18 protein-coding genes are annotated in these 20218 nt (G+C 34.8%); 10 read left to right on the top strand and 8 right to left on the bottom strand.

Annotated elements, in window-relative coordinates; translation table 11 throughout:
- Positions 1 to 17 precede the first annotated feature (17 nt).
- Complete coding sequence (gene rnhA / locus LZQ00_RS06755) at positions 18 to 521, top strand: ribonuclease HI (RefSeq protein WP_234513674.1); 504 nt, start codon at positions 18 to 20, stop codon at positions 519 to 521.
- A gap of 72 nt (positions 522 to 593) precedes the next feature.
- On the opposite strand, the gene trxB is transcribed toward rnhA, so the two are convergent.
- The 7 genes from trxB to LZQ00_RS06720 form a co-directional block, all read right to left on the bottom strand.
- Positions 594 to 1544 carry a thioredoxin-disulfide reductase gene (gene trxB, locus LZQ00_RS06750; RefSeq protein ID WP_234513671.1) on the bottom strand — a complete coding sequence of 317 codons (951 nt, stop codon included), beginning with the start codon at positions 1542 to 1544 and terminating at the stop codon, positions 594 to 596.
- 47 nt (positions 1545 to 1591) lie between these two features.
- Positions 1592 to 2542 carry a 3'-5' exonuclease gene (locus LZQ00_RS06745; RefSeq protein WP_234513668.1) on the bottom strand — a complete coding sequence of 317 codons (951 nt, stop codon included), beginning with the start codon at positions 2540 to 2542 and terminating at the stop codon, positions 1592 to 1594.
- A 117-nt stretch (positions 2543 to 2659) separates the two neighbouring features.
- Positions 2660 to 3940: a M16 family metallopeptidase gene (locus LZQ00_RS06740; protein ID WP_234513667.1), complete on the bottom strand. Its 1281-nt coding sequence runs from the start codon at positions 3938 to 3940 to the stop codon at positions 2660 to 2662.
- On the bottom strand, positions 3930 to 5183 hold the full coding sequence (locus LZQ00_RS06735; RefSeq protein WP_234513664.1) for a M16 family metallopeptidase: 1254 nt from the start codon (positions 5181 to 5183) through the stop codon (positions 3930 to 3932). Before LZQ00_RS06735 ends, LZQ00_RS06740 begins: the two co-directional genes overlap by 11 nt.
- A gap of 18 nt (positions 5184 to 5201) precedes the next feature.
- Positions 5202 to 6101: an oxygen-dependent coproporphyrinogen oxidase gene (gene hemF / locus LZQ00_RS06730; protein WP_234513662.1), complete on the bottom strand. Its 900-nt coding sequence runs from the start codon at positions 6099 to 6101 to the stop codon at positions 5202 to 5204.
- Positions 6102 to 6107: 6 nt separating this feature from the next.
- Positions 6108 to 7112 carry an NAD(P)H-dependent glycerol-3-phosphate dehydrogenase gene (locus LZQ00_RS06725; RefSeq protein ID WP_234513661.1) on the bottom strand — a complete coding sequence of 335 codons (1005 nt, stop codon included), beginning with the start codon at positions 7110 to 7112 and terminating at the stop codon, positions 6108 to 6110.
- A gap of 456 nt (positions 7113 to 7568) precedes the next feature.
- The gene (locus LZQ00_RS06720) at positions 7569 to 7733 is read right to left on the bottom strand and encodes a hypothetical protein (RefSeq protein ID WP_234513660.1); all 165 of its coding nucleotides are present in this window, start codon (positions 7731 to 7733) and stop codon (positions 7569 to 7571) included.
- Between the two features lie 84 nt (positions 7734 to 7817).
- Between LZQ00_RS06720 and LZQ00_RS06715 the strand changes: the two genes are divergently transcribed.
- The 9 genes from LZQ00_RS06715 to LZQ00_RS06675 all read left to right on the top strand — a co-directional run bounded on the left by LZQ00_RS06715 (position 7818) and on the right by LZQ00_RS06675 (position 17906).
- Positions 7818 to 8939, top strand: coding sequence for a WG repeat-containing protein (locus tag LZQ00_RS06715; RefSeq protein ID WP_234513658.1), 1122 nt, complete (start codon positions 7818 to 7820; stop codon positions 8937 to 8939).
- 199 nt (positions 8940 to 9138) lie between these two features.
- A complete protein-coding gene (locus LZQ00_RS06710; RefSeq protein ID WP_234513657.1) occupies positions 9139 to 11409 on the top strand; it encodes a sensor histidine kinase in 2271 nt (756 codons plus the stop codon).
- On the top strand, positions 11402 to 12031 hold the full coding sequence (locus LZQ00_RS06705; RefSeq protein ID WP_234513646.1) for a response regulator: 630 nt from the start codon (positions 11402 to 11404) through the stop codon (positions 12029 to 12031). The genes LZQ00_RS06710 and LZQ00_RS06705 overlap by 8 nt, the downstream gene beginning before the upstream one ends.
- A 177-nt stretch (positions 12032 to 12208) precedes the next feature.
- A complete protein-coding gene (locus LZQ00_RS06700) occupies positions 12209 to 12895 on the top strand; it encodes a hypothetical protein (RefSeq protein WP_234513635.1) in 687 nt (228 codons plus the stop codon).
- Between the two features lie 4 nt (positions 12896 to 12899).
- Entirely contained in the window at positions 12900 to 14867 is a 1968-nt protein-coding gene (locus LZQ00_RS06695) for a DUF4836 family protein (RefSeq protein ID WP_234513633.1), read from the top strand.
- Between the two features lie 3 nt (positions 14868 to 14870).
- Complete coding sequence (locus tag LZQ00_RS06690) at positions 14871 to 16139, top strand: hypothetical protein (RefSeq protein ID WP_234513623.1); 1269 nt, start codon at positions 14871 to 14873, stop codon at positions 16137 to 16139.
- Positions 16140 to 16356: 217 nt separating this feature from the next.
- Positions 16357 to 17022, top strand: a complete 666-nt coding sequence (locus LZQ00_RS06685) for a YdeI/OmpD-associated family protein (protein WP_234513621.1) — start codon at positions 16357 to 16359, stop codon at positions 17020 to 17022.
- A gap of 56 nt (positions 17023 to 17078) precedes the next feature.
- The gene (locus tag LZQ00_RS06680; protein ID WP_234513619.1) at positions 17079 to 17594 is read left to right on the top strand and encodes a MepB family protein; all 516 of its coding nucleotides are present in this window, start codon (positions 17079 to 17081) and stop codon (positions 17592 to 17594) included.
- A gap of 81 nt (positions 17595 to 17675) precedes the next feature.
- Positions 17676 to 17906 carry a hypothetical protein gene (locus LZQ00_RS06675; protein ID WP_234513617.1) on the top strand — a complete coding sequence of 77 codons (231 nt, stop codon included), beginning with the start codon at positions 17676 to 17678 and terminating at the stop codon, positions 17904 to 17906.
- An 87-nt stretch (positions 17907 to 17993) separates the two neighbouring features.
- Here LZQ00_RS06675 and LZQ00_RS06670 read toward each other — a convergent pair whose 3' ends face one another.
- Positions 17994 to 20207 carry an NADP-dependent isocitrate dehydrogenase gene (locus LZQ00_RS06670; protein WP_234513616.1) on the bottom strand — a complete coding sequence of 738 codons (2214 nt, stop codon included), beginning with the start codon at positions 20205 to 20207 and terminating at the stop codon, positions 17994 to 17996.
- Positions 20208 to 20218 lie beyond the last annotated feature (11 nt).

The raw sequence follows: 20218 nt of genomic DNA, 5'->3' as shown, positions 1-20218 counted from the left end.
AAATTATCTTTGTACAGATGATTGAATTATATACAGATGGTGCTTCAAGTGGTAATCCAGGACCTGGTGGATTCGGTACGATACTAAGAACAGTGTATACAGGAGATAATGAAGCATATAAGGGAAAACTGATTGAGAAAGAATTTTCTGGGGGTTATCGTAAAACTACGAATAATCGAATGGAATTGATGGCTGTAATTGTTGGTCTCGAAGCTTTGAAAAATTTAAACCAAAAGGTTACGATATACTCTGATTCAAAATATGTGATTGATGCCATTGACAAGAAATGGGTATATGGCTGGATTCAAAAAGGATTTGCTGGCAAAAAAAATAAAGACTTGTGGATTCGACTGATGAATGCGTATAAATTACATCAAGTTAAACTCGTTTGGGTTAAAGGTCATGCGGGACATCCCTTGAATGAACGTTGTGATCAATTAGCGGTGAAAGCATCTAAAGATAAATCTTGTTGGCAAATTGATTCCGTATTTGAGATGGAGGAAGCCAAAGGATTATTGTAATGATAGTCGTAGACATGCATAAAAAAGCCAGATCTATTATGAAAGATCTGGTTTTTTTACAATTGCTGTTTTTTATACAATATCCTCTTTAGCCGCTAAATAACGTTCTGCTTCTAAAGCAGCCATACAACCAGTACCAGCAGCAGTAATTGCTTGACGGTAAACATTATCTTGCACATCACCACAAGCAAATACCCCTGGTATGTTTGTCGCAGTTGTATTTGGTTGTGTAATTAAATAACCTGTTTCGTCCATATCCAAAATACCTTTGAAAAGATCTGTATTCGGTTGATGACCTATCGCAACAAAAAATCCCGTTACATCCAATGATTTTTCCGATTGATCTTTATTATTTAAAACACGAACACCCGTTACAACTTGACCATCACCTAAGATTTCAAGAGCTTCTGAATGATAATGCACTTCAATATTTGGTGTATTTAATACGCGATGTACCATCGCTTTTGATGCTCTAAATTCGTCACGACGAACTAACATATGTACTTTCGAGCATAATTTAGCTAAATAAGTTGCTTCTTCAGCTGCAGTATCACCTGCTCCAACAATAGCTACTTCTTGATTTTTAAAGAAAAATCCATCACATACCGCACATGCAGATACACCGAAACCATTGTATTTTTGTTCGCTATCCAATCCCAACCATTTTGCCGTCGCTCCTGTCGCAATGATCACTGTATCAGCCGTAATCGTTTTGATACCATCTATTTCAACTTGATGAACCGATCCTGAAAAATCTACTTTGGTTGCATAACCAAAACGAACGTCTGTACCAAAGCGTTCTGCCTGCATACGCAAATCTTCCATCATAATGGGACCTGTAATTCCTTTTGGATATCCAGGGAAATTATCAACCTCAGTTGTTTGCGTCAATTGACCTCCTGGTACCATCCCTGTATAAATAACAGGTTTCATATCAGCACGTGCTGCATAAATAGCAGCAGTATATCCAGCAGGGCCAGAACCAATAATTAAACACTGTAGATGTTCTACTTCTTGAGACATAAAATACTAATTTATAAAATGTTGTTTTACTTGATCAGAACTGAAGATTAACCAAATTTATTTTTCAAACTTGCTAACATATCATTTGTTATCTCCGTTGCTGAACTTTTATTTTCTTGTTTTTGAAAATCTTTTTTAGCTTGTTTCTTATCTTCAGCAGCGTGAATTGGTTCAGTAGACTTCGCTGCTTTTTTTGCTGCTTTATGACTATTCCAAATATTTTCTAAACACTTTTTGGTGTATAAAGGAAAATCTCCATTTTGCATCCAAGCGTAGTAACTAGGTTCTACTTCAAAAACTTCTTTGACAGGTCGTCCTTTATGTTTACCAAAATTAATTACTTCTATTCCATCTTCATTGTAAACAATTCGACCAGCAAAATCGACTGGTTTACTCAAATTCGTAAATGCTGATAATGCTTGCACATCATTAACAACAGGAACCGATTGTTTACCATGTTTATCTTCATATACAGCCCCTTCATACTTGCTTAACTGTGCTTTCAAAACTTCATAAGTAGCACGCACATCCGCTTCAGCTGTATGGGCATTTTCTAAACTTTCATGGCAATAGAATTTATATGCAGCTTTCAATGTTCTTTGTTCCATTTGATGGAAAATATTTTGAACATCAACGAAAACACGGTTTTCTAAAGAAAAATCTACTCCTGCACGAAGAAACTCCTCCATGAGCATCGGAATATCAAATTTATTCGAATTATACCCCGCCAAATCTGCATCGCCAATAAAGTCGGCAATTTCTTGACCTACTGCTTGAAATGTAGGTGCATCAATAATATCATCGTCATAAATACCATGAAACATAGATGATTCTGCCGGAATCGGCATAAGCGGATTGATTCGTTTTGTATAGACCTGTTCTTCTCCATTAGGAAGTACCTTTAATATAGATACTTCAACAATTCTGTCTGCTGATATATTGATTCCGGTAGTTTCTAAATCAAAGAATGCTAACGGTTTCTTGAGTTTCAATTCCATTACGAATTTTAATTTTTAAATTGTTCGATACATCATTGTGTCGAACAAAAATACAAAGTATGAATGGTTTTTTAGTATTGTAAATCTATAATTACAATTAGAAGACCATTGCTATTTTTAATTCATTTTTCCGACCACAATCTTGATCATTTGATTATAATCAAAGTATTTAATGGCAATTTCCTTTACCTTTTCAGCTGTCATTCCATTGATCAGCGTCATGTAATTATCATAATAAGATAAATCCATATTTGATAATAAGACATTTTTGAATTTATCAGCATGAGAAAATATACTTTCTAAAGAACCAAGCATAGAACCAGACATATAGTTTTTCACTAAATCAAGTTCTTCCTTTTCAGCGAATACTGTTCTTAAGGTTTCAATTTCTTTTTCAATTTCTACGAGTGTGTCATTCGTTACTTCTACCCCAACTTCAGTTGCAATAGTCATAAAACCACCATATCTTAAGGTCCCCACTGCAGATCCAATGCTATACGTATACCCCTTTTCTTCTCTAATATTTCGCATCAATCTAGAACCAAAAAAACCACCCAGCAACGTATTTACAAATTGTACTGCGGGATAATCAGGGTGTGTTCGGTTGATACTTGGCATACCAATTCGAATAGCAGATTGTAAAGCATCTGGCTTCTCTTCATAGATCAATTGACTAAGATTTGATTGCAATACAGGTGCTACAGGATGATCTTTTTGCTCCGAATGCCATTCGTTGCCAAACTGCTGATTAAGTTCTTTCAACAGATCTTCTGATACATTCCCGGATACGATCAATTGACAATTTGAAGGATCAAATTGTTTGTGATATAACGCCAATAAGTCATCTCTATGAATCTGGTCATATTCTTCAAGAGAGGGTGTTTTTCCATAACGATTCGTAACACCAAACACATGATTATAGAACGTTCTTCTTGCCAAGTAATCATTTTTTTGCAAAGATACCTGAAGCTTCTGCTTATTATTTCTCAAATAAGTATCTAGCTCCTTTTGAGGTAAAGTAGATGCTGTCAGAATCTCTTTAATTAAGGGTAAAAGAACTGCACTGTGCTTGTTTAAGGTATATAAGGTCAAAGAAGTAATATCAAACCCATATTCCGGCATTAAATAAGCACCATAGAAATCTACCTTATCCGCAATAGCTGCACTGGTATAATTTATTGTCCCCTCTTTCAATAAGGCACTCAATGCACTATTTAAAAGTGGATTTTCCGTTTCATTAAAAACATTATTAAAAATCCATTCAATACGTACCAATTCTTGGTCAGGTGAATGAAACACATAAACAGGTAAACCATTTTCAAAGGAAAGTACCTTTGGACTTTTTAAATGAATATCTCCAATAGGATTGGCTATAGGCGCTTCAGCTCTATTCAGCATGAGACACCTCCTTTGCTTTGTAATACAATATAGATGAATTTTCTTTTGTAAAAATTTCTTGTGCTTGTTTCTGAATATCCTCGGCGGCAACAGCTAAGTATTTATCTGTTTCGGTATTTAACCCATTTGCATCTCCCAATAGCTCATAATAAGCTAAATTCATTGCCTTATCAAGAATCGATAATTCAGCAAAAACATTTGTTGATTCTATTTTATTTTTCACCTTTTCAAGCTCCTCTCTTGTAGCTTGGGTAACTTTTAAAAACTCTAATTCTTTCCAAATCGCTTCTTCAGCTTGACTTAGACTAACACCCTCCGAAGGTTTTCCCTCAATAATAAATAAATTAGGATCTATGCTTCCCATCACATAAGCGTTAATTTCGCTAAATAATTCTTGTTCTTTTACCAAACGGCGGTATAAGCGAGAAGATGAACCTCTAGAAAGCAAATCAGAAGCTAAATCCATGGCATGGTAGCTTTTATCCAATCGCGCTGGAGCATGAAATGACATAAACAAAGCATCCAAAGGCACTTCAGCTTCAAGAATTTCTCTACGTTGTGCATGTTGTTTTGGTTCTTGAGGCAGATTTCTTACATATTTATTTCCTGCAGGAATATCTGAGAACCACTTCTCTACCAAAGTTTTAATAGAATCAAATTTTACATCGCCAGCAATGACCATAATAGCATTTTGTGGGGTGTAATGTTTTTTGAAAAATGCTTTTACATCTTCCATTTTTGCATCTTCGATATGCTTTAATTCTTTACCAATAGTTGCCCAACGATAAGGATGAACCTGATAAGCTAATGGTCTCATTTTTAACCAAACATCTCCATAAGGTTGGTTTAGATAGCGTTGTTTAAATTCTTCACAAACAACACTCCGCTGTGTTTCCAGACTTTGTTCAGAAAAAGAAAGACTCAACATGCGGTCCGATTCCAACCATAACGCAGTTTCTAAATTTGATGAGGGCAATGTAATGTAATAGTTTGTAATATCATTACTTGTAAACGCATTGTTCTCTCCTCCTACACGTTGTAGTGGTGTATCATAATCTGGAATATGAACCGAACCGCCAAACATTAAATGTTCAAATAAGTGTGCAAATCCTGTTTGATCTGGTGATTCATCACGTGCACCAACATCATATAATATATTAACACAAGCCATAGCCGTGTTGTTGTCTTCATGAACAAGAACGCGAAGACCATTTTTAAGTACAAATTTCTGATAAGAAACCATTTAGGTTGTAGATTAATTTTAATTTATCCAATTAATATCTTTCTTCAATAAAGAAAGTGTTTTAGCTTCCTCTGAGCCTTCCTCAGGATGAAAATCATAAGCCCAGTTTGCTTGTGGCGGTAAGCTCATCAAAATAGATTCGATGCGACCATTCGTTTCCAGACCGAATTTAGTTCCGGAATCCCAAACCAAATTGAACTCTACATAACGTCCCCGACGTAAGTATTGCCAATTTTTGTTGCTATCGGAATAGACTTTGTTTCGATTTCTGTTTACTAATTCTGTGTAAGTTGGGGTAAATGAACGTCCCAATTCACAAGAAAAAATGAAGATATCTTCATACGACAAGCCTGTCTTCTCAGGAGTCAATTTATCATAAAAAATACCACCTATTCCACGAGTTTCTTCTCGATGACGAACATAAAAGTAATCATCTGCCCACTTTTTAAAATCCTTGTAAAAATCAGGATGATTAGCATCACAAACATTCTTCAACTGTTGATGAAAAAATTGTGCATCTTCTTCTAGCACATAATGTGGTGTCAAATCAATACCACCACCAAACCAACGAATTTGTTCGTTCAATTCAAAATAACGAATGTTCATATGGATAATTGGGACAAAAGGATTATTTGGATGGATAACAATGGAAACGCCAGTTGCGAAAAATTCATCTTCGTCCACTCCAAATGATTTCTTTATCTGTTCAGATAATTTACCATGAACAGCAGAAAAATTTACACCACCTTTTTCAAATATGTTACCATTTTGAATGATTCTGGTGCGTCCGCCTCCACCGCCTTCACGTTCCCAAACCTCTTCTTCAAATGTTGCTGATCCATCTAATTGTTCAAGCGCTTGACAGATTTCATCTTGAATTGTTTTATAGGTTTCAGCTATCTTTATTCTATCGATCATCATAAACTAACTTAATTTTTCAGCCAATTGGCTAATGATTATAGCCGCAGATTGATGCTGATATATAATTTGATACACCGCTTCACAGATAGGCAATTCAATCTGATGTTTGCGCATATAATGTTGAATACATGCTGATGCATAATAACCTTCGGCCACCATATTCATCTCAAGTTGAGCGGATTGTACACTGTATCCTTTACCGATCATTGCTCCAAAAGTTCTATTTCTACTGAACTGAGAGTACGCGGTTACTAGCAAATCTCCCAAATAGGCAGATTTGTTTATATCACGATTGACGTCCGGATCAATTGTCTCCACATATTTTTCCATCTCACGAATAGCATTCGAGATCAAAACAGCTTGAAAATTATCTCCATACCCTAAAGAATGACAGATTCCTCCTGCTAATGCATAAATATTTTTCAATACGGCACCATATTCAATACCAAATACATCATTTGAAATAATGGTTTTAATATAGCGACATGCTAATAATGAAGCGACCAATGCTGCATTTTCTTGAGATTTAGATCCGAAAGTCAAATAAGACAACTTCTCCAACGAGACTTCTTCCGCATGGCAAGGTCCCCCGACAACTAAGATATTGTCCAATGGGACATCATAAACTTGCTGCAAATACTCCCCAATAATCAGATTTTCATCTGGTACGATACCTTTTATCGCTGAAACAATTATTTTCCCCTCAAAATCTGCTTTATCAATATCTTTTAATGCATTTTTTAAATAAGCAGCAGGCGTATTCAAAATAATAATATTAGATGCTTTTATGACTGCTTTAGCATCTGTAGAAATATTTTTCGTATCTAATTTTACTTCAACCGCACTTAAGTAACTTGGATTTCTTCTATGTTCTTTAATGTATTCAGCATCTTCTTGTTTGCGAACCCACCAGTGTATATCCTTTTTAACAGGATTATCTCCCAGCATCTTAATCATTGCTGTAGCCCAACTCCCACTACCAATAAGTCCTACTCTATTTTTTTGCATTCTATTTTTGTTACTCGACAGTTTCAGCAAATATACTTATTTAAAGATTATTTAATATTGCTTCCATCCCTTACTTGTATTTTATGACCTTAAAATAGGGATTTTTACAACAATAAGATCTATACGATCACAAAATTCATTTTATATCCAATCGTAAAGTTATAAGTGTATTCGGATATGTTACTGACTTCGCTTATTTCCAGCTTTCATGTATAAAACAAACCTTTGTAAAATTTTTATTTCAATAAGTACTTTATTCGTGATAGACATCAGATCGAAATGTAAATATTTAACGATCCTTATTCTTTAAGGGTAAAACAAGACTTTTACTGGATATCAAATAGTAAAATAACTCATATTTAAAACGTACTTCAACCGAACTTCAACCATACCTGATTCGTGTTTGTTCGAACGAGGTACGAACAAGGTACGATTGAAGTACGAATAAGCTCCCTACTAGTTTACCAGTTGGTCCCTCTCTGGAATTGCATTATCATAGGGTGATCCGGACTGAGTCATACTGATCTGGATATGGTTTCTCTGCAATAGTTCCACATAGGCAAGCTGTCTTATACTGAAATACTTCACCGCTTTGATGAATGGATTTGTAAAGCCAAACATAATACTTCATTCAATATCACTGATATCAGGGATAAAAAATTCTTTCAACTATAGCCACCTTTGTGATAGAATTACATTCATATCATGAAAAGATTAATACTTACACTAACTGCAGTATGTCTCACTTGTTTCACTGCGCTCGCTCAAAATAAAAAATTCTTTCGTATCGACTACAGCATAACAACTGAGGCTCCTACGACAGATTCCAACAGAGAAATCTATATGAAAGCTTGGGTAAATCAAGATGTTTTTCGCATTACTTATACTCAAGAAGATAGTCAAATTGAAGTAATGGATAAGAAAACAGGAAAATCATTTCTATTGTTTCCAGATATAGAAGCTTATTCAACTCTCTATGCTGGAGTTGATGACGAACAAATAGATTACAGTCAATTACCCATTGCATATATCAAAGGTCAAGAAAAAACAATAGCAGGTTATCCATGTAAATTAGCCGTTGTTAATTTTGGTGTTGAGGACGTGAAATGGGATATTTGGTACACAGAACAAATTCCGAAACTTTATTGGAGTGAATTTAATTTTTTACAACTCTTACCTGGAGCACCATTATCCATCACCTCAGCTGGCAATGGTTATGTTGCTCAAAAAGTAGTGATGGAAGAGCTGGCAAAAAACCTTTTTCAAATTCCTGAAAACTATAATCTTTTGGCATCAACTATGGAAGAAGTCCTGATTCAGGCTTTTCTATATACCAACGAAACTGGAGAATTGTATGGTTTAGAAGACGGACAACACCATGTTCTTATCGCTCCAAAATATAGCTATATTGCTCCTTTCAATGGAGATATCGCCATCGTAAACAATTCAGATGAAAAATATGGTGCTATTAATTTAGCGGGTAAAGAGGTGATTGCTCTACAGTATGATTTCTTAAGTTATGATGAAAATACGTCTAAATATCTATATGGTCAAAATGAAAAATATGGCTTATTGAATGCTGATGGAACTATCTATATTAAAGCAGGGTACGATATGGTTTCTTATCTTAAAGATGGGCTTTTTGAATTTCCAAAAGATGGTAAGAGTGGATTAATGGATGAAAAGGGACATGTAATTGTTCCTGCTATTCATGAGAGTATATTTGAACGAAACAAAGATTATTTTGTAACTATAGAAAATGATAGTTATTATCTCTATTCCGTTAAAAACAATAAAAAATTAACAGATGGATATGAATACATATAGAGCTATTACATTAACACTAAAGGCGAAAAAATAATCGCAAAAGAAATAGAATAATTTTCAATTCCCTCTGTTCAAATTTTAAGCAGAGGGAACATGAACTATTTATCCTGCATGATGTACAATTTTAGTTTCGCATTCGTTCACTGTATGAAGAAAATGATATATTAGTCTTTTTTACACATAGCAACACTTAATTTAGATGAGAAGTAACATATTAGGGCTCCCCCATATTTTAAGAGTGACCCTGTTATGTGTCAGTTTTTGTTTTCTGATTAACTATTCTTCTGCGCAGGAACTATTGTATCATTTGCAACAGCAATATGAGAAAACTTCCATTACAAATCCTGAACGGTTTTATCATGCTGGAAAATATATTCAAGGGTTATTTTTTAATCAGCAGGAAGAAAAGGCATCTCAACTACTGAAAGAAAATATTCAGCTCGCTATGCATCGGAAAGATGGCAAATATGCCGCTTACTTATATGCTATCCAAGCCATGAATAACCGTATTTTGGAAAATATAGCTGCTTCTGAAATAAGCATAACAAAAGCGAAAGAATATGCTGATAAATCGAATGATTTGGAAATTAAAGGCTATGTACATTATTGTGAAGGCTGGCTTCGGGTACGTAATAATAAGGAAGGTGATGCCGTGCGTAGTTTTCTGGCTGCAATAACCTATCTCGATAAAGCTCCTCCATCTCCCACTTTAATGGGGCGTAAATCGTTTACGTATAAGGAACTTACCTCCATATATGCCAACTGGAATGAATATGCGTTGCAAGAAAAGTATAGTTTGTTAACGTTAGATCTCGCTGTTCAACAGCAAGATCCAATGGCCATCTTTGATGCCTATATGTCAATGGGCTATATGCATGAACAACAGTACATGAAAGATGAAAGCCAACAAAAACAAAGAGATCAAGCCGAAAAATACTATTTACAAGCAATCCATACTTATCACAAAAATAAAAACAAGATCCCCTTTCCTTCCAACCTTTCATTTGTAGCCATTAACTTGGCCAATCTTTATTTTAAATTTTATCCGGATAATTATAAAAACAAAGTGCTTTATTATGCAGAATTAGCAAAAAAACAAGGGATAGAGACACAGCAATATACGCATGTTGCTTCTGCTTATGGCATCATGGCAGAAATAGCTAAAAAGGAAAATAATCCCAAGAAAGCGAAAGAATATCTCATATCGGCATTAACTGAAATAACTAAATCTACGGTAACAGATCAAAATATTATCCTTAGCATTTATCAGAATCTTTCTGAATTAGCAGAAACAGAAGGCGATTTGCCAGAAGCTATTCGCTATCATAAAGCGTATATGGAAACGTTCAAATCGTTATATGATCAGGAGCAACTGGAGATCGGTAAACGACTGGAAGCGCAATTTGATAAGGAAAGACAGCGTCAACAGCTCGTTACGATGCACCTAGAGGCTGAAAAAAAAGAACAGCAGATTAGCTTGATGCAAACGATCAGTTTACAACAAAAACAGGAATTTGAAAATCTAAAACTCCATGAGGAAAACCAGCGAAAACAATTGGAACTTACACAGCTGGAATCTGAAAAGCGTACACAAGAGCTTAAACTTGCTCGATTGGAAACCCAAAATCGTGCACAAGATATCTTAAGTTATCAAAATGAAATCTCCTATAAAGAGAAGATCAATACCTATTATGTTGCGTTAATTTTGGTGTTCTTGCTTTTGGTACTTCTACTCCTCTACGCTTACAAACAGCGATCAAAAAGTTTAAAACAGCATAAGGAATTGTATAATTTTTCATTGGAAAAGGAAAAGCAAAACTCTAAAATATCGACATTAACGGCCATGTTGGAAGGTCAAGAACAGGAACGAGGACGTATGGCTCGTGATTTACACGATGGACTTGGTGGATTGTTATCCAGTACGAAAATAACGCTTTCACGTTTGCATGATCATGTTGCCAATCCTATACAAGGCGATATCATGGAGAAATCTCTGAAACAATTGGATACTGCTGTGGAAGAGCTCCGCCGTATAGCGCATAATCTAATGCCCGATTTATTAAATCGTTATGGCTTACAAGAAGCATTACAGGATTATGCCATCAGAATGTCTCATGATCTATTGGATATCGATGTTCAGTTTCTACATTACTCCAATCAATTAGAAAAAGATCAACAACTTTTGGTCTATCGGATTATACAGGAACTTGTCAACAATGCCATTAAACATGCTGATCCAAAACAAATTATTATCCAGATTGTGGAGGAAATAGATAATTATAGTATTATCGTTGAAGACGATGGTAAAGGTTTTGACATTGAAACAACTAGAGGAAGTCAATCTGCTGGGCTTCATAATATCCAATCTCGAATAGATTTTCTGAAAGGAAACTTCCATATTCAATCCGAAGAACAACTTGGGACAAGTGTCGAAATTACTTTTCCTAAAATAGATAAGAAAAATGATTAAAATAGCCATTACTGATGATCATCCTTTACTATTAGAAGGATTAAAGAATATATTATCAAAAGAAGAATCTTTTGAGGTTGTAGGTTGTTATTCGAATGCGAAAGCTATGCATGCAGCACTTCCATCAACACCAATAGATATTCTCTTACTCGATATTAATTTACCCGATGCTAATAGCATTGAATTGATTAAACCTTTGAGGATAAAATACCTGGATATGTCTATTATTATCATTAGTGTACATAATGAATATGCTGTGATCAATAGTGTACTTCAAGAAGGAGCTCAGGGATATATTCAAAAAAATGCTGCTGTAGATGAGATTATCTCAGGAATCAAGCAAGTATTGAAAGGTCAGAGGTTCTTCTGTTCGCAAACTAAAAGTATCGTGGATAAGAAAACTAAAGATGAATTAAAAAGCGTGCCCAAATTAACCCGTAGAGAAAAGGAAGTTCTTACAGAAGTGGCCTCAGGATTGACCACAATACAGATTGCAGATAAACTATTTATTAGTCCGCACACTGTAGAAAGTCATCGGAAAAATTTAATAGAGAAATTTCATACTAAAAATTTAAGCTCAGTAATAAAACTAGCGTTAGAATATGGTTTAATTAGGCAATAATTGTAGTATAAAAACCACTATTTTCAGGGAGGGAATAATTGTTAACTTATTCGTACTTTTGTTTTATTCAATGATCGAAGCCATATAAAAATAAAGATTGTTTCAATTTCTATATATCCAGCTCAAACAAGACATTAAAGTGGATTTTTAATTATACATCTTTGACATAAAAAAATAATGAAAAAACTGAAATCATATTACGTGTTATTTGCGCTCATTTGCTCTTGTACGCTTTTTACGAGCTGTTTTGACTTCATCGAAGAAATCAATCTAAAAACAGACGGATCAGGTACGATAAAAGCGACTTTAAATTTGAGTAAGAGTAGTACAAAAGTCGCTTCGTTAATGAAGCTAAAAAGTGTCAATGGTATCCAAATTCCTTCAAAAGAAAAAATAAAAAAGGAGACCGAGGATATGATCCGTATACTGAAAAATACAGAAGGTATCAGCCAAGTACAACACAGTCTGGATTTTAATAATTATATCGCAACCGTTTCCTGCAATTTTGCTTCCGTACGTGCATTGAACAGTTTTAGTAAAGCCTTAGCCACTCATTTCAAAAGTTCTTTAGGAACAAATAACAGCTATGCTTATGATACTAAAACGAGGGTATTCTCACGATCATACACTTATGCACCTGCTATAAACAAAGAATTTTCGCGTATATCCGAAGCTGATAAAAAATTTTTTAATGATGCTTTTTATACTCAAATTATTCGATTTGATCAAACAGTAAAAGCGCAACAGCATGCTGCTGGCAAAATCTCAAGTTCAGCAAAAGCCGTATTATTAAAACTAAAAGCGACGGATCTCATTACTGGAAAAGCTTCATTGGCAAATGCAATCACCTTAAATAATAAATAAAACTATGTATATAAAATACTTCACCTTACTGATACTGACAAGTTTTGCAATTTCAGTTGTATCGGGACAAGATCTAAGTAACAGAATTCCAGCACATGCTGATTTCGTAGCAGTTATCAACAACAAAGCTATTGTCGAGCACAGTTCTATAGAATTATTGAATGAGACCTTAACCAAACTAGGAGCTTTTGATAATACTACAGAAGATAGTGAGTTTCCTGTTAAAAGCTTAATGGAACTGGATTTAAATTTTGATAAACATGCATATGTTTACAGAACGAATACAGATAGTTTATATTATGTGGGTATTTTACTTCCTCTGAAACAAAACCATCAAGTAAAAGAACATATGTTTTCAAAATTTGAAAAACTTCCTACTTATAGTGGTTATGAAAGAAGGGTTTCGAAAGATGGTAAGACACAAGTCGCTTGGAACGAAGAAACCCTATTTATCTTAACGGGTAGTGTTCATAGTAATTATTTTCAAATGAAAGAAATCGCGGATCGATATGGTTTGGATGTAGGATATTACAGCAGTGTTGATACCTTGTCAGACATCGTAGCCGATGCAGCTGCTGATGTTGCAGAGCCAGAAGAGATTACAGCAGAAGCTGACACTACGGTTGCAGAGCCAGAAGTTTTTTACGATATCGCCCCACCTTTGGCAGAAACAGATACCTCTATTAGTACAATCGTTGCTGATCCACCAGAACTCGATGTGGAAGATTATAACTTAGCATCCGATTCTTTATATCTTGCTAATCAAGCTCAAGTAACCAAGAATGATTCAATCAGCAATGCCTTATTTAGTAAATGGTTAGCGGCTGATTTTGGAAATTATCTGAATCCCAAAATCACAATGATCAAAAACAAAGCAATTAAAATTGATGATAAAAAGACTTTGTTACGTCTATGGGTGAGCGATCTGGATGATATGTATCGAAAAAATCTCCCTTTTGATGTATTAAGAATGAGCTATGGTATCAATATGGAAGACTTGAAGTATGGGTATCAAGATGCTACATTGGAGCTCGTTCAAGATTTGCATACCCTTAAATTTGTGGGGTCTATAGGACTAGATAAAGATATCGCGCAAATTTTTAAAAATATCTATAAAAATAAGATGAATCCAAAATTCGCGCAATATATTCCTGAAAACCACTTGGCCTATATGTCGATGAATATCAGTACCGAAGCTTATCTAAAAGAATTACCAGGATTAATTGAACGCTGGTATGCACCATTAGCTCAAGATTATGCAGATGTCCTGACGATAAGTGCGACAGCATTAGAAATCGGAATGGACGAAAAAGCGATTGCTAAAGTCATGAATGGTGATCATGTTATCTTTCTGAATGATCTTCAAAAAGTAAAAAAAGAATATACCGCTTATGAATATGATGATGATTATAATTCTACAGAGGTCACAAAAACAAAAGATGAATTTATTCCTAGTTTCTTATGGATGTTCACGGCTCAAGATCAACGCTTGTATAAGAAATTATTACAATTTGCTGAAAAACGCCAAAAGATAAAAATTGACAATGGTCTATACGAACTTACTGAATTGAAAAATAGTATACCTGTTTATATACTTCTTAAAAATGATATCGTATTTATTGGAAGTAGTAAAGAACAGATGGTATCTATTTTGGAAAATAGATTTAAAGCGAGTAAGAACGCTAACCAACTAAAAAAACAACTAAGATCCAATAATTTTAATGCTGTACTTCATACTGCAGCAATTCCTGAGATGGTGAAAAAACTTGAAATTCCAGTTATTGAACCATGGCAAAAGACATTAAGAGATTTATCTACTTACGGTGATGTTCGTATCCAAGCAAATGGTCTTAAGCAAAATAAAATGGTTGGTGAAATAGCTGTCGATTTCCCACAACAGGATAAAAATGCTTTGCAATATCTTTTAAAACACATCATTGAAAATATAGACTCCAAAAAAGATAATCGGTAATACATGAAGAAGATTACGATTATAGTAGGTGTTATTCTAGTTTTACTTGTATCCACTGTTTGTATTATTTATACTGTTCGAAAAAACAAAATAGATCATCAACATGTGAGTAAGGCAAGCACAAGTTTGCTTTCTATTGCTGTCGACGATTTACTCATAGACAATGTTTCTAGTCTATGGAGCTGGGATACTAAGCGATCAAAAGAAGATAGTAGTGCTGGACAATTAGTAAAAGAATTGATTTTGGATGCTGGAATTGCTATTCCAGCCCGAATCTATTTATTCTCTACAACACCTCAAAAGACAGATTTTTACGGAATATTGACCATAGACAACTATGATGATTGCTTTTCTTTTTTTGCAGATCATTATAAATCAGGGCTTAATTTTATCGATAAAAAACAAGGGCTTATTCATGTTAAAATAAACAAACAGATCTATGTTCTTTTTAATAAGAATTTTCTAGTTTATAAAATTTCACCTCAAGCTAGCTCAGAATTTGAAGATCTTCAATTGTTGTTAGAGCATCCGGAAAACTGGTCTCAGATTAATGCTCTTAAAGGATTTGAACAGACAAAGTCAAGTAAGCACATTCAATATGTTCAGAAAGATAAAAGTTTGATTATTGAGGCTACTGTGTCAAAACACAAAACTGAGATCGAAGGAGAATGGAGGCTTGCTGAAAGTTTATATTCAAGTATGGAGGTCAGAAAAATTGATACTAATAATCAAACCCTTACTTTTTGGAATATGTTGCCTTTAAAAGAGATTCCTGCTCTCTCCTATCTCATTCGTAAATACACAGGACTTGATCAGGAAAGTTTACAAGCAAGTTATGGCAATTATTTCGACTTGGAGATTAAACCTGAACTGATCATACAACAGGATACGGTGATTTCCTATACCTACGATGACAATTTTAATGCGGTAGAACAAAAACAAATACAAAATGTACACGTTCCCTATCTCGTGCATACATGGAAATATAGCAAGTCTTTGGATGAAGTATTACCCGATCGGATGTTCTATAAATTTCATAAAAAACAAATGAATCAGTATCTGGTAAATAGCACTTCAACGATACTACCTAAGCAAGTGAATCAGGAAAGGACTGCATATCCATTTTATTGTTTTATTGATTTTGAAAAATGGCCTGAACCTTGGATGATATCACCATTCACCTTACTAAAAGATAAAAAAGTCAAGGTGTGTATTCACACAGAACTTAAGAACATTAACGTCCTATCTATCAAAGGGTATGTGACTTACTAGAAATATAATCCGAGTTATTTGTATAGCTACTATCATGTCCCGTTTCTAATTGATACTGGACATGATTGTTTGTACATGCTGCTATCCTTATCATGTATATTTATTTCAAATTGTTTCACCACCTTTAATTGTCTTCATTCTTCAAAAGAATTTGCTACAGGAATAACCAAGTCTCGTTATATTTGTATTCATGATATTGAATTTAGAACATGTTAATATGAAGAACCCTAAAGTTGATGAATATGTAAATAAAGCCACAAAATGGCAAGATGAAATCATAATTTTGCGAAGGATTGTTCTTGACTGTCAATTGACGGAAGAGCTTAAATGGCGCATTCCTTGTTACACCTATAATAATAGTAATGTTCTGTTGATAAATTCATTCAAAGATTACTGTGAGATCGGTTTTTTTAAAGGTGTTCTATTAAGTGACGAGCATGCTTTCTTGATATCGCATGGTGAAAATTCGCAATCGTCACGAAGTATTCAATTTACGAATGTGCAAGATATCCTGGACAAGGAAGTTATTTTGAAAGCGTATATTTTCGAAGCGATTGAAGTAGAAAAAGCTGGATTAAAAGTTGAGTTAAAAAAAACAGAAGACTTTTTTGTTCCTGCAGAATTTGAGGAAAAATTAAAGGAAGACAAAGCATTAAAAACTGCCTTTGAAGCTTTGACTCCAGGTAGACAAAGGGCTTACCTCCTCTATTTTGCTGCCCCTAAACAATCTAAAACAAGGCTATCAAGAATTGAAAAGTCTGTTCCTCTAATCATGATGGGAAAAGGACTAACCGATTGCCTGTGTGGTCTTTCTAAAAGGATGCCTTATTGTGATGGTTCTCATAAATATATACAGTCCAGTGGTTTGGAAAATAACAGATAGCAATATCAAAAAAGAAGATTCTAATCAATTAAATAGTATTAAATTAGTTCTATAAATTGGCAAATTATCCCAGTCTAAACACAGTACTCGAACAGATTGACAAATTGGTTTTTCAAAGGTGTGATGTAACATTATCGAACTTGAAAGCAGAATTAGAAAGTCAAGAATATGCTGCTCAAAACTTTGATTTGGAATCACAGTGTGTGAAATTTAGAGTTGCCAAAATAACACCTACTAAAATAGGGCAATTCGTTACCTTGTGGCATCGCAATATAGCGGGGATTACCGCTCCCTTTGAGGTTGATGATCCAATTGATATGTATATTATAGCAACTCAAAAAGATCATAATTTAGGGCTTTTTATCTTTCCTAAGACTGTCTTATTCCAAAAAGGAATTTTATCTCATAATGGTAAGGGAGGTAAACGTGGATTCCGTGTGTACCCGATTTGGGATATAACCATAAATAAGCAAGCGCAACAAACACAAGCCTGGCAGAAGTTATACTTCTTAGATTTGACTGATCATGAATCAGTCGATCTACAGCGAGCGATAAAATTATTAACGTCTTAAGACATTATAAGTCATACAAAATTTGCATTTATCAGTTATTATCAGTACCTTGTATAAAGCAATTGTAAACATAATCAACCCATGATGCACCCATTTCATAGAAAAATCGGAAATCATTCCAAGTTGAATGAAAATAGTCCTGATCAAGGTATGTCATTTCACCCTTTTGTTAGATCACAGGGAAAGTTACACATGGAAAACCTGTCTACAATATCTTATGATAAGATGAAATCAAACCTCGAACCCATCATCATGCAAGAAACATTGGAGCATGTGTTACTGGAACTGAGTTTACTTAAAAACAAAAATTAACAAGATCCATTTTTTTAATTATCAAATAAACAAAAAACTCCATTCTTTCGAATGGAGTTTTTTGTTTATTTGATGTCGATGATACTACTATAAAGTAGCGATCGCATTATTCAATGTTTCTGAAGGACGCATTGCTTTTGTTGCTAGTGCATCATTAGGGAAATAGTAACCACCAATGTTCTGTGCTTTACCTTGAGCACCAATCAACTCTTCATTAATCTTAGCTTCGTTTTCCAATAATATTTTTGCTAAAGGAGCAAATTTAGCTGCTAATGTTGCATCTTTTGTTTGTGCAGCTAAAGCCTCCGCCCAATAAGCTGTTAAATAGTAGTGAGAACCACGATTATCAATTTGACCTACTTTACGTGCAGGTGATTTATCATTTGCTAAGAATTTCTCTGTAGCCACATCTAATGCTTCTGCCAATACCAATGCTTTCGCATTATCTTGAGTTTGTGATAAGTGTTCTAAAGAAGCCCCTAACGCTAAAAATTCACCTAAAGAATCCCAACGTAAGTACCCTTCTTGTAAGAATTGTTCAACATGTTTTGGAGCAGAACCCCCAGCACCTGTTTCAAATAAACCACCGCCATTCATTAAAGGAACGATTGAAAGCATTTTTGCAGATGTACCTACTTCTAGAATTGGGAATAAATCCGTTAAATAGTCACGTAATACGTTACCTGTAACAGAAATGGTATCTAGTCCCTCACGAATACGATCTAATGAGAATTTAGTCGCTTCAACAGGATTCATCACAAAAATATCTAATCCATTTGTGTCAAAGTCTCCTAAATATTTTTCTACTTTTTTGATAATCTCTCTATCATGAGCACGATTTTCATCCAACCAGAATACAGCAGGTGTCGCAGATAGACGCGCACGGTTAACCGCTAATTTTACCCAATCTTGAATTGGAGCATCTTTCGTTTGACACATACGGAAAATATCACCAGACTCCACCGCTTGTTCCATTAAAATAGCACCTGTAGCATCTACAACACGGATTGTTCCATTTTCTGAAGCTTGGAATGTTTTATCATGAGAACCATACTCTTCCGCTTTTTGAGCCATTAATCCAACGTTGGGAACAGAGCCCATTGTTGTTGGATCCAACGCACCGTTTTCTTTACAATCTTCAATAGTGGCTTCGTATACACCAGCATATGAACGGTCTGGTATAATAGCAATGGTATCTTGAGATTTACCTTCTTTATTCCACATCTGGCCCGAAGTACGAATCATCGCTGGCATAGAAGCATCTACAATAACATCTGAAGGGACGTGTAAGTTTGTAATTCCTTTATCCGAATTAACCATGGCTAGATCAGGACCGTTTGCAATAGCCGCTTCAATAGCTGCTTTTACTTCAGCTTCTTGTGTGTTACCAGCGATTTTAGCATAAACTTCACCTAGACCATTGTTTTTGTTGATACCTAAAGAGTCAAATAATGAACCATATTGCGCAAATACATCTTTGAAATAAACTTCTACAATAGCTCCGAAAATAATAGGATCTGAAACTTTCATCATTGTCGCTTTCAAGTGAGCGGACAATAAAACATCTTCAGCTTTAGCTGCAGCAATTGTGTCAGCAACAAAACCTTTTAATGCTGATAAGCTCATTACTGATGAATCGATCACCTCTCCTGCTTTTAATGGAGAAAGCCCTTTTAATTCTGTCGTAGTACCATTTGCGTTAACAAATTCAATTTTGAATTGACCTGCTTGATCTACTGTTATTGATTGTTCAGTAGCATAAAAGTCACCATGAGTCATGGAAGCGACACGTGTTTTTGAATCAGCAGACCATGCACCCATTGAATGCGGATTTGCTTTCGCATAGTTTTTAACTGCTTTAGGTGCACGGCGATCGGAGTTACCTTCACGTAGAACTGGATTTACAGCCGAACCTAATACTTTTGCATATGTTGCTTTTATCGCTTTTTCTTCTTCTGTTTCTGGATTATCAGGAAAATCTGGAATGGCATATCCTGCAGCTTGTAATTCTGCAATCGCTCCTTTTAATTGTGGAATAGAAGCGGAAATATTTGGTAATTTGATGATGTTGGCCTCTGGAGTTGTTGCCAACTGACCCAGTTCAGCTAAAGCATCAGCTACTTTTTGATCTTCTTTTAATACGCTTGAAAAATTGGCTAGAATACGACCAGCAAGAGAAATATCTCTTAGTTCAACATTGATATCTGCTGTTTTAGAGAAAGCTTGTACAATAGGTAAAAATGAATACGTAGCCAATAAAGGCGCTTCATCTGTCTTGGTGTAAATGATTTTAGATGACATAATTTTTTTAT

It is taken from the genome of Sphingobacterium sp. SRCM116780 (assembly GCF_021442025.1).
Taxonomy (GTDB): domain Bacteria; phylum Bacteroidota; class Bacteroidia; order Sphingobacteriales; family Sphingobacteriaceae; genus Sphingobacterium.
The sequence above is the reverse complement of the archived record's forward strand: the minus strand, read 5'-3'. Positions and strand labels throughout refer to the sequence as shown.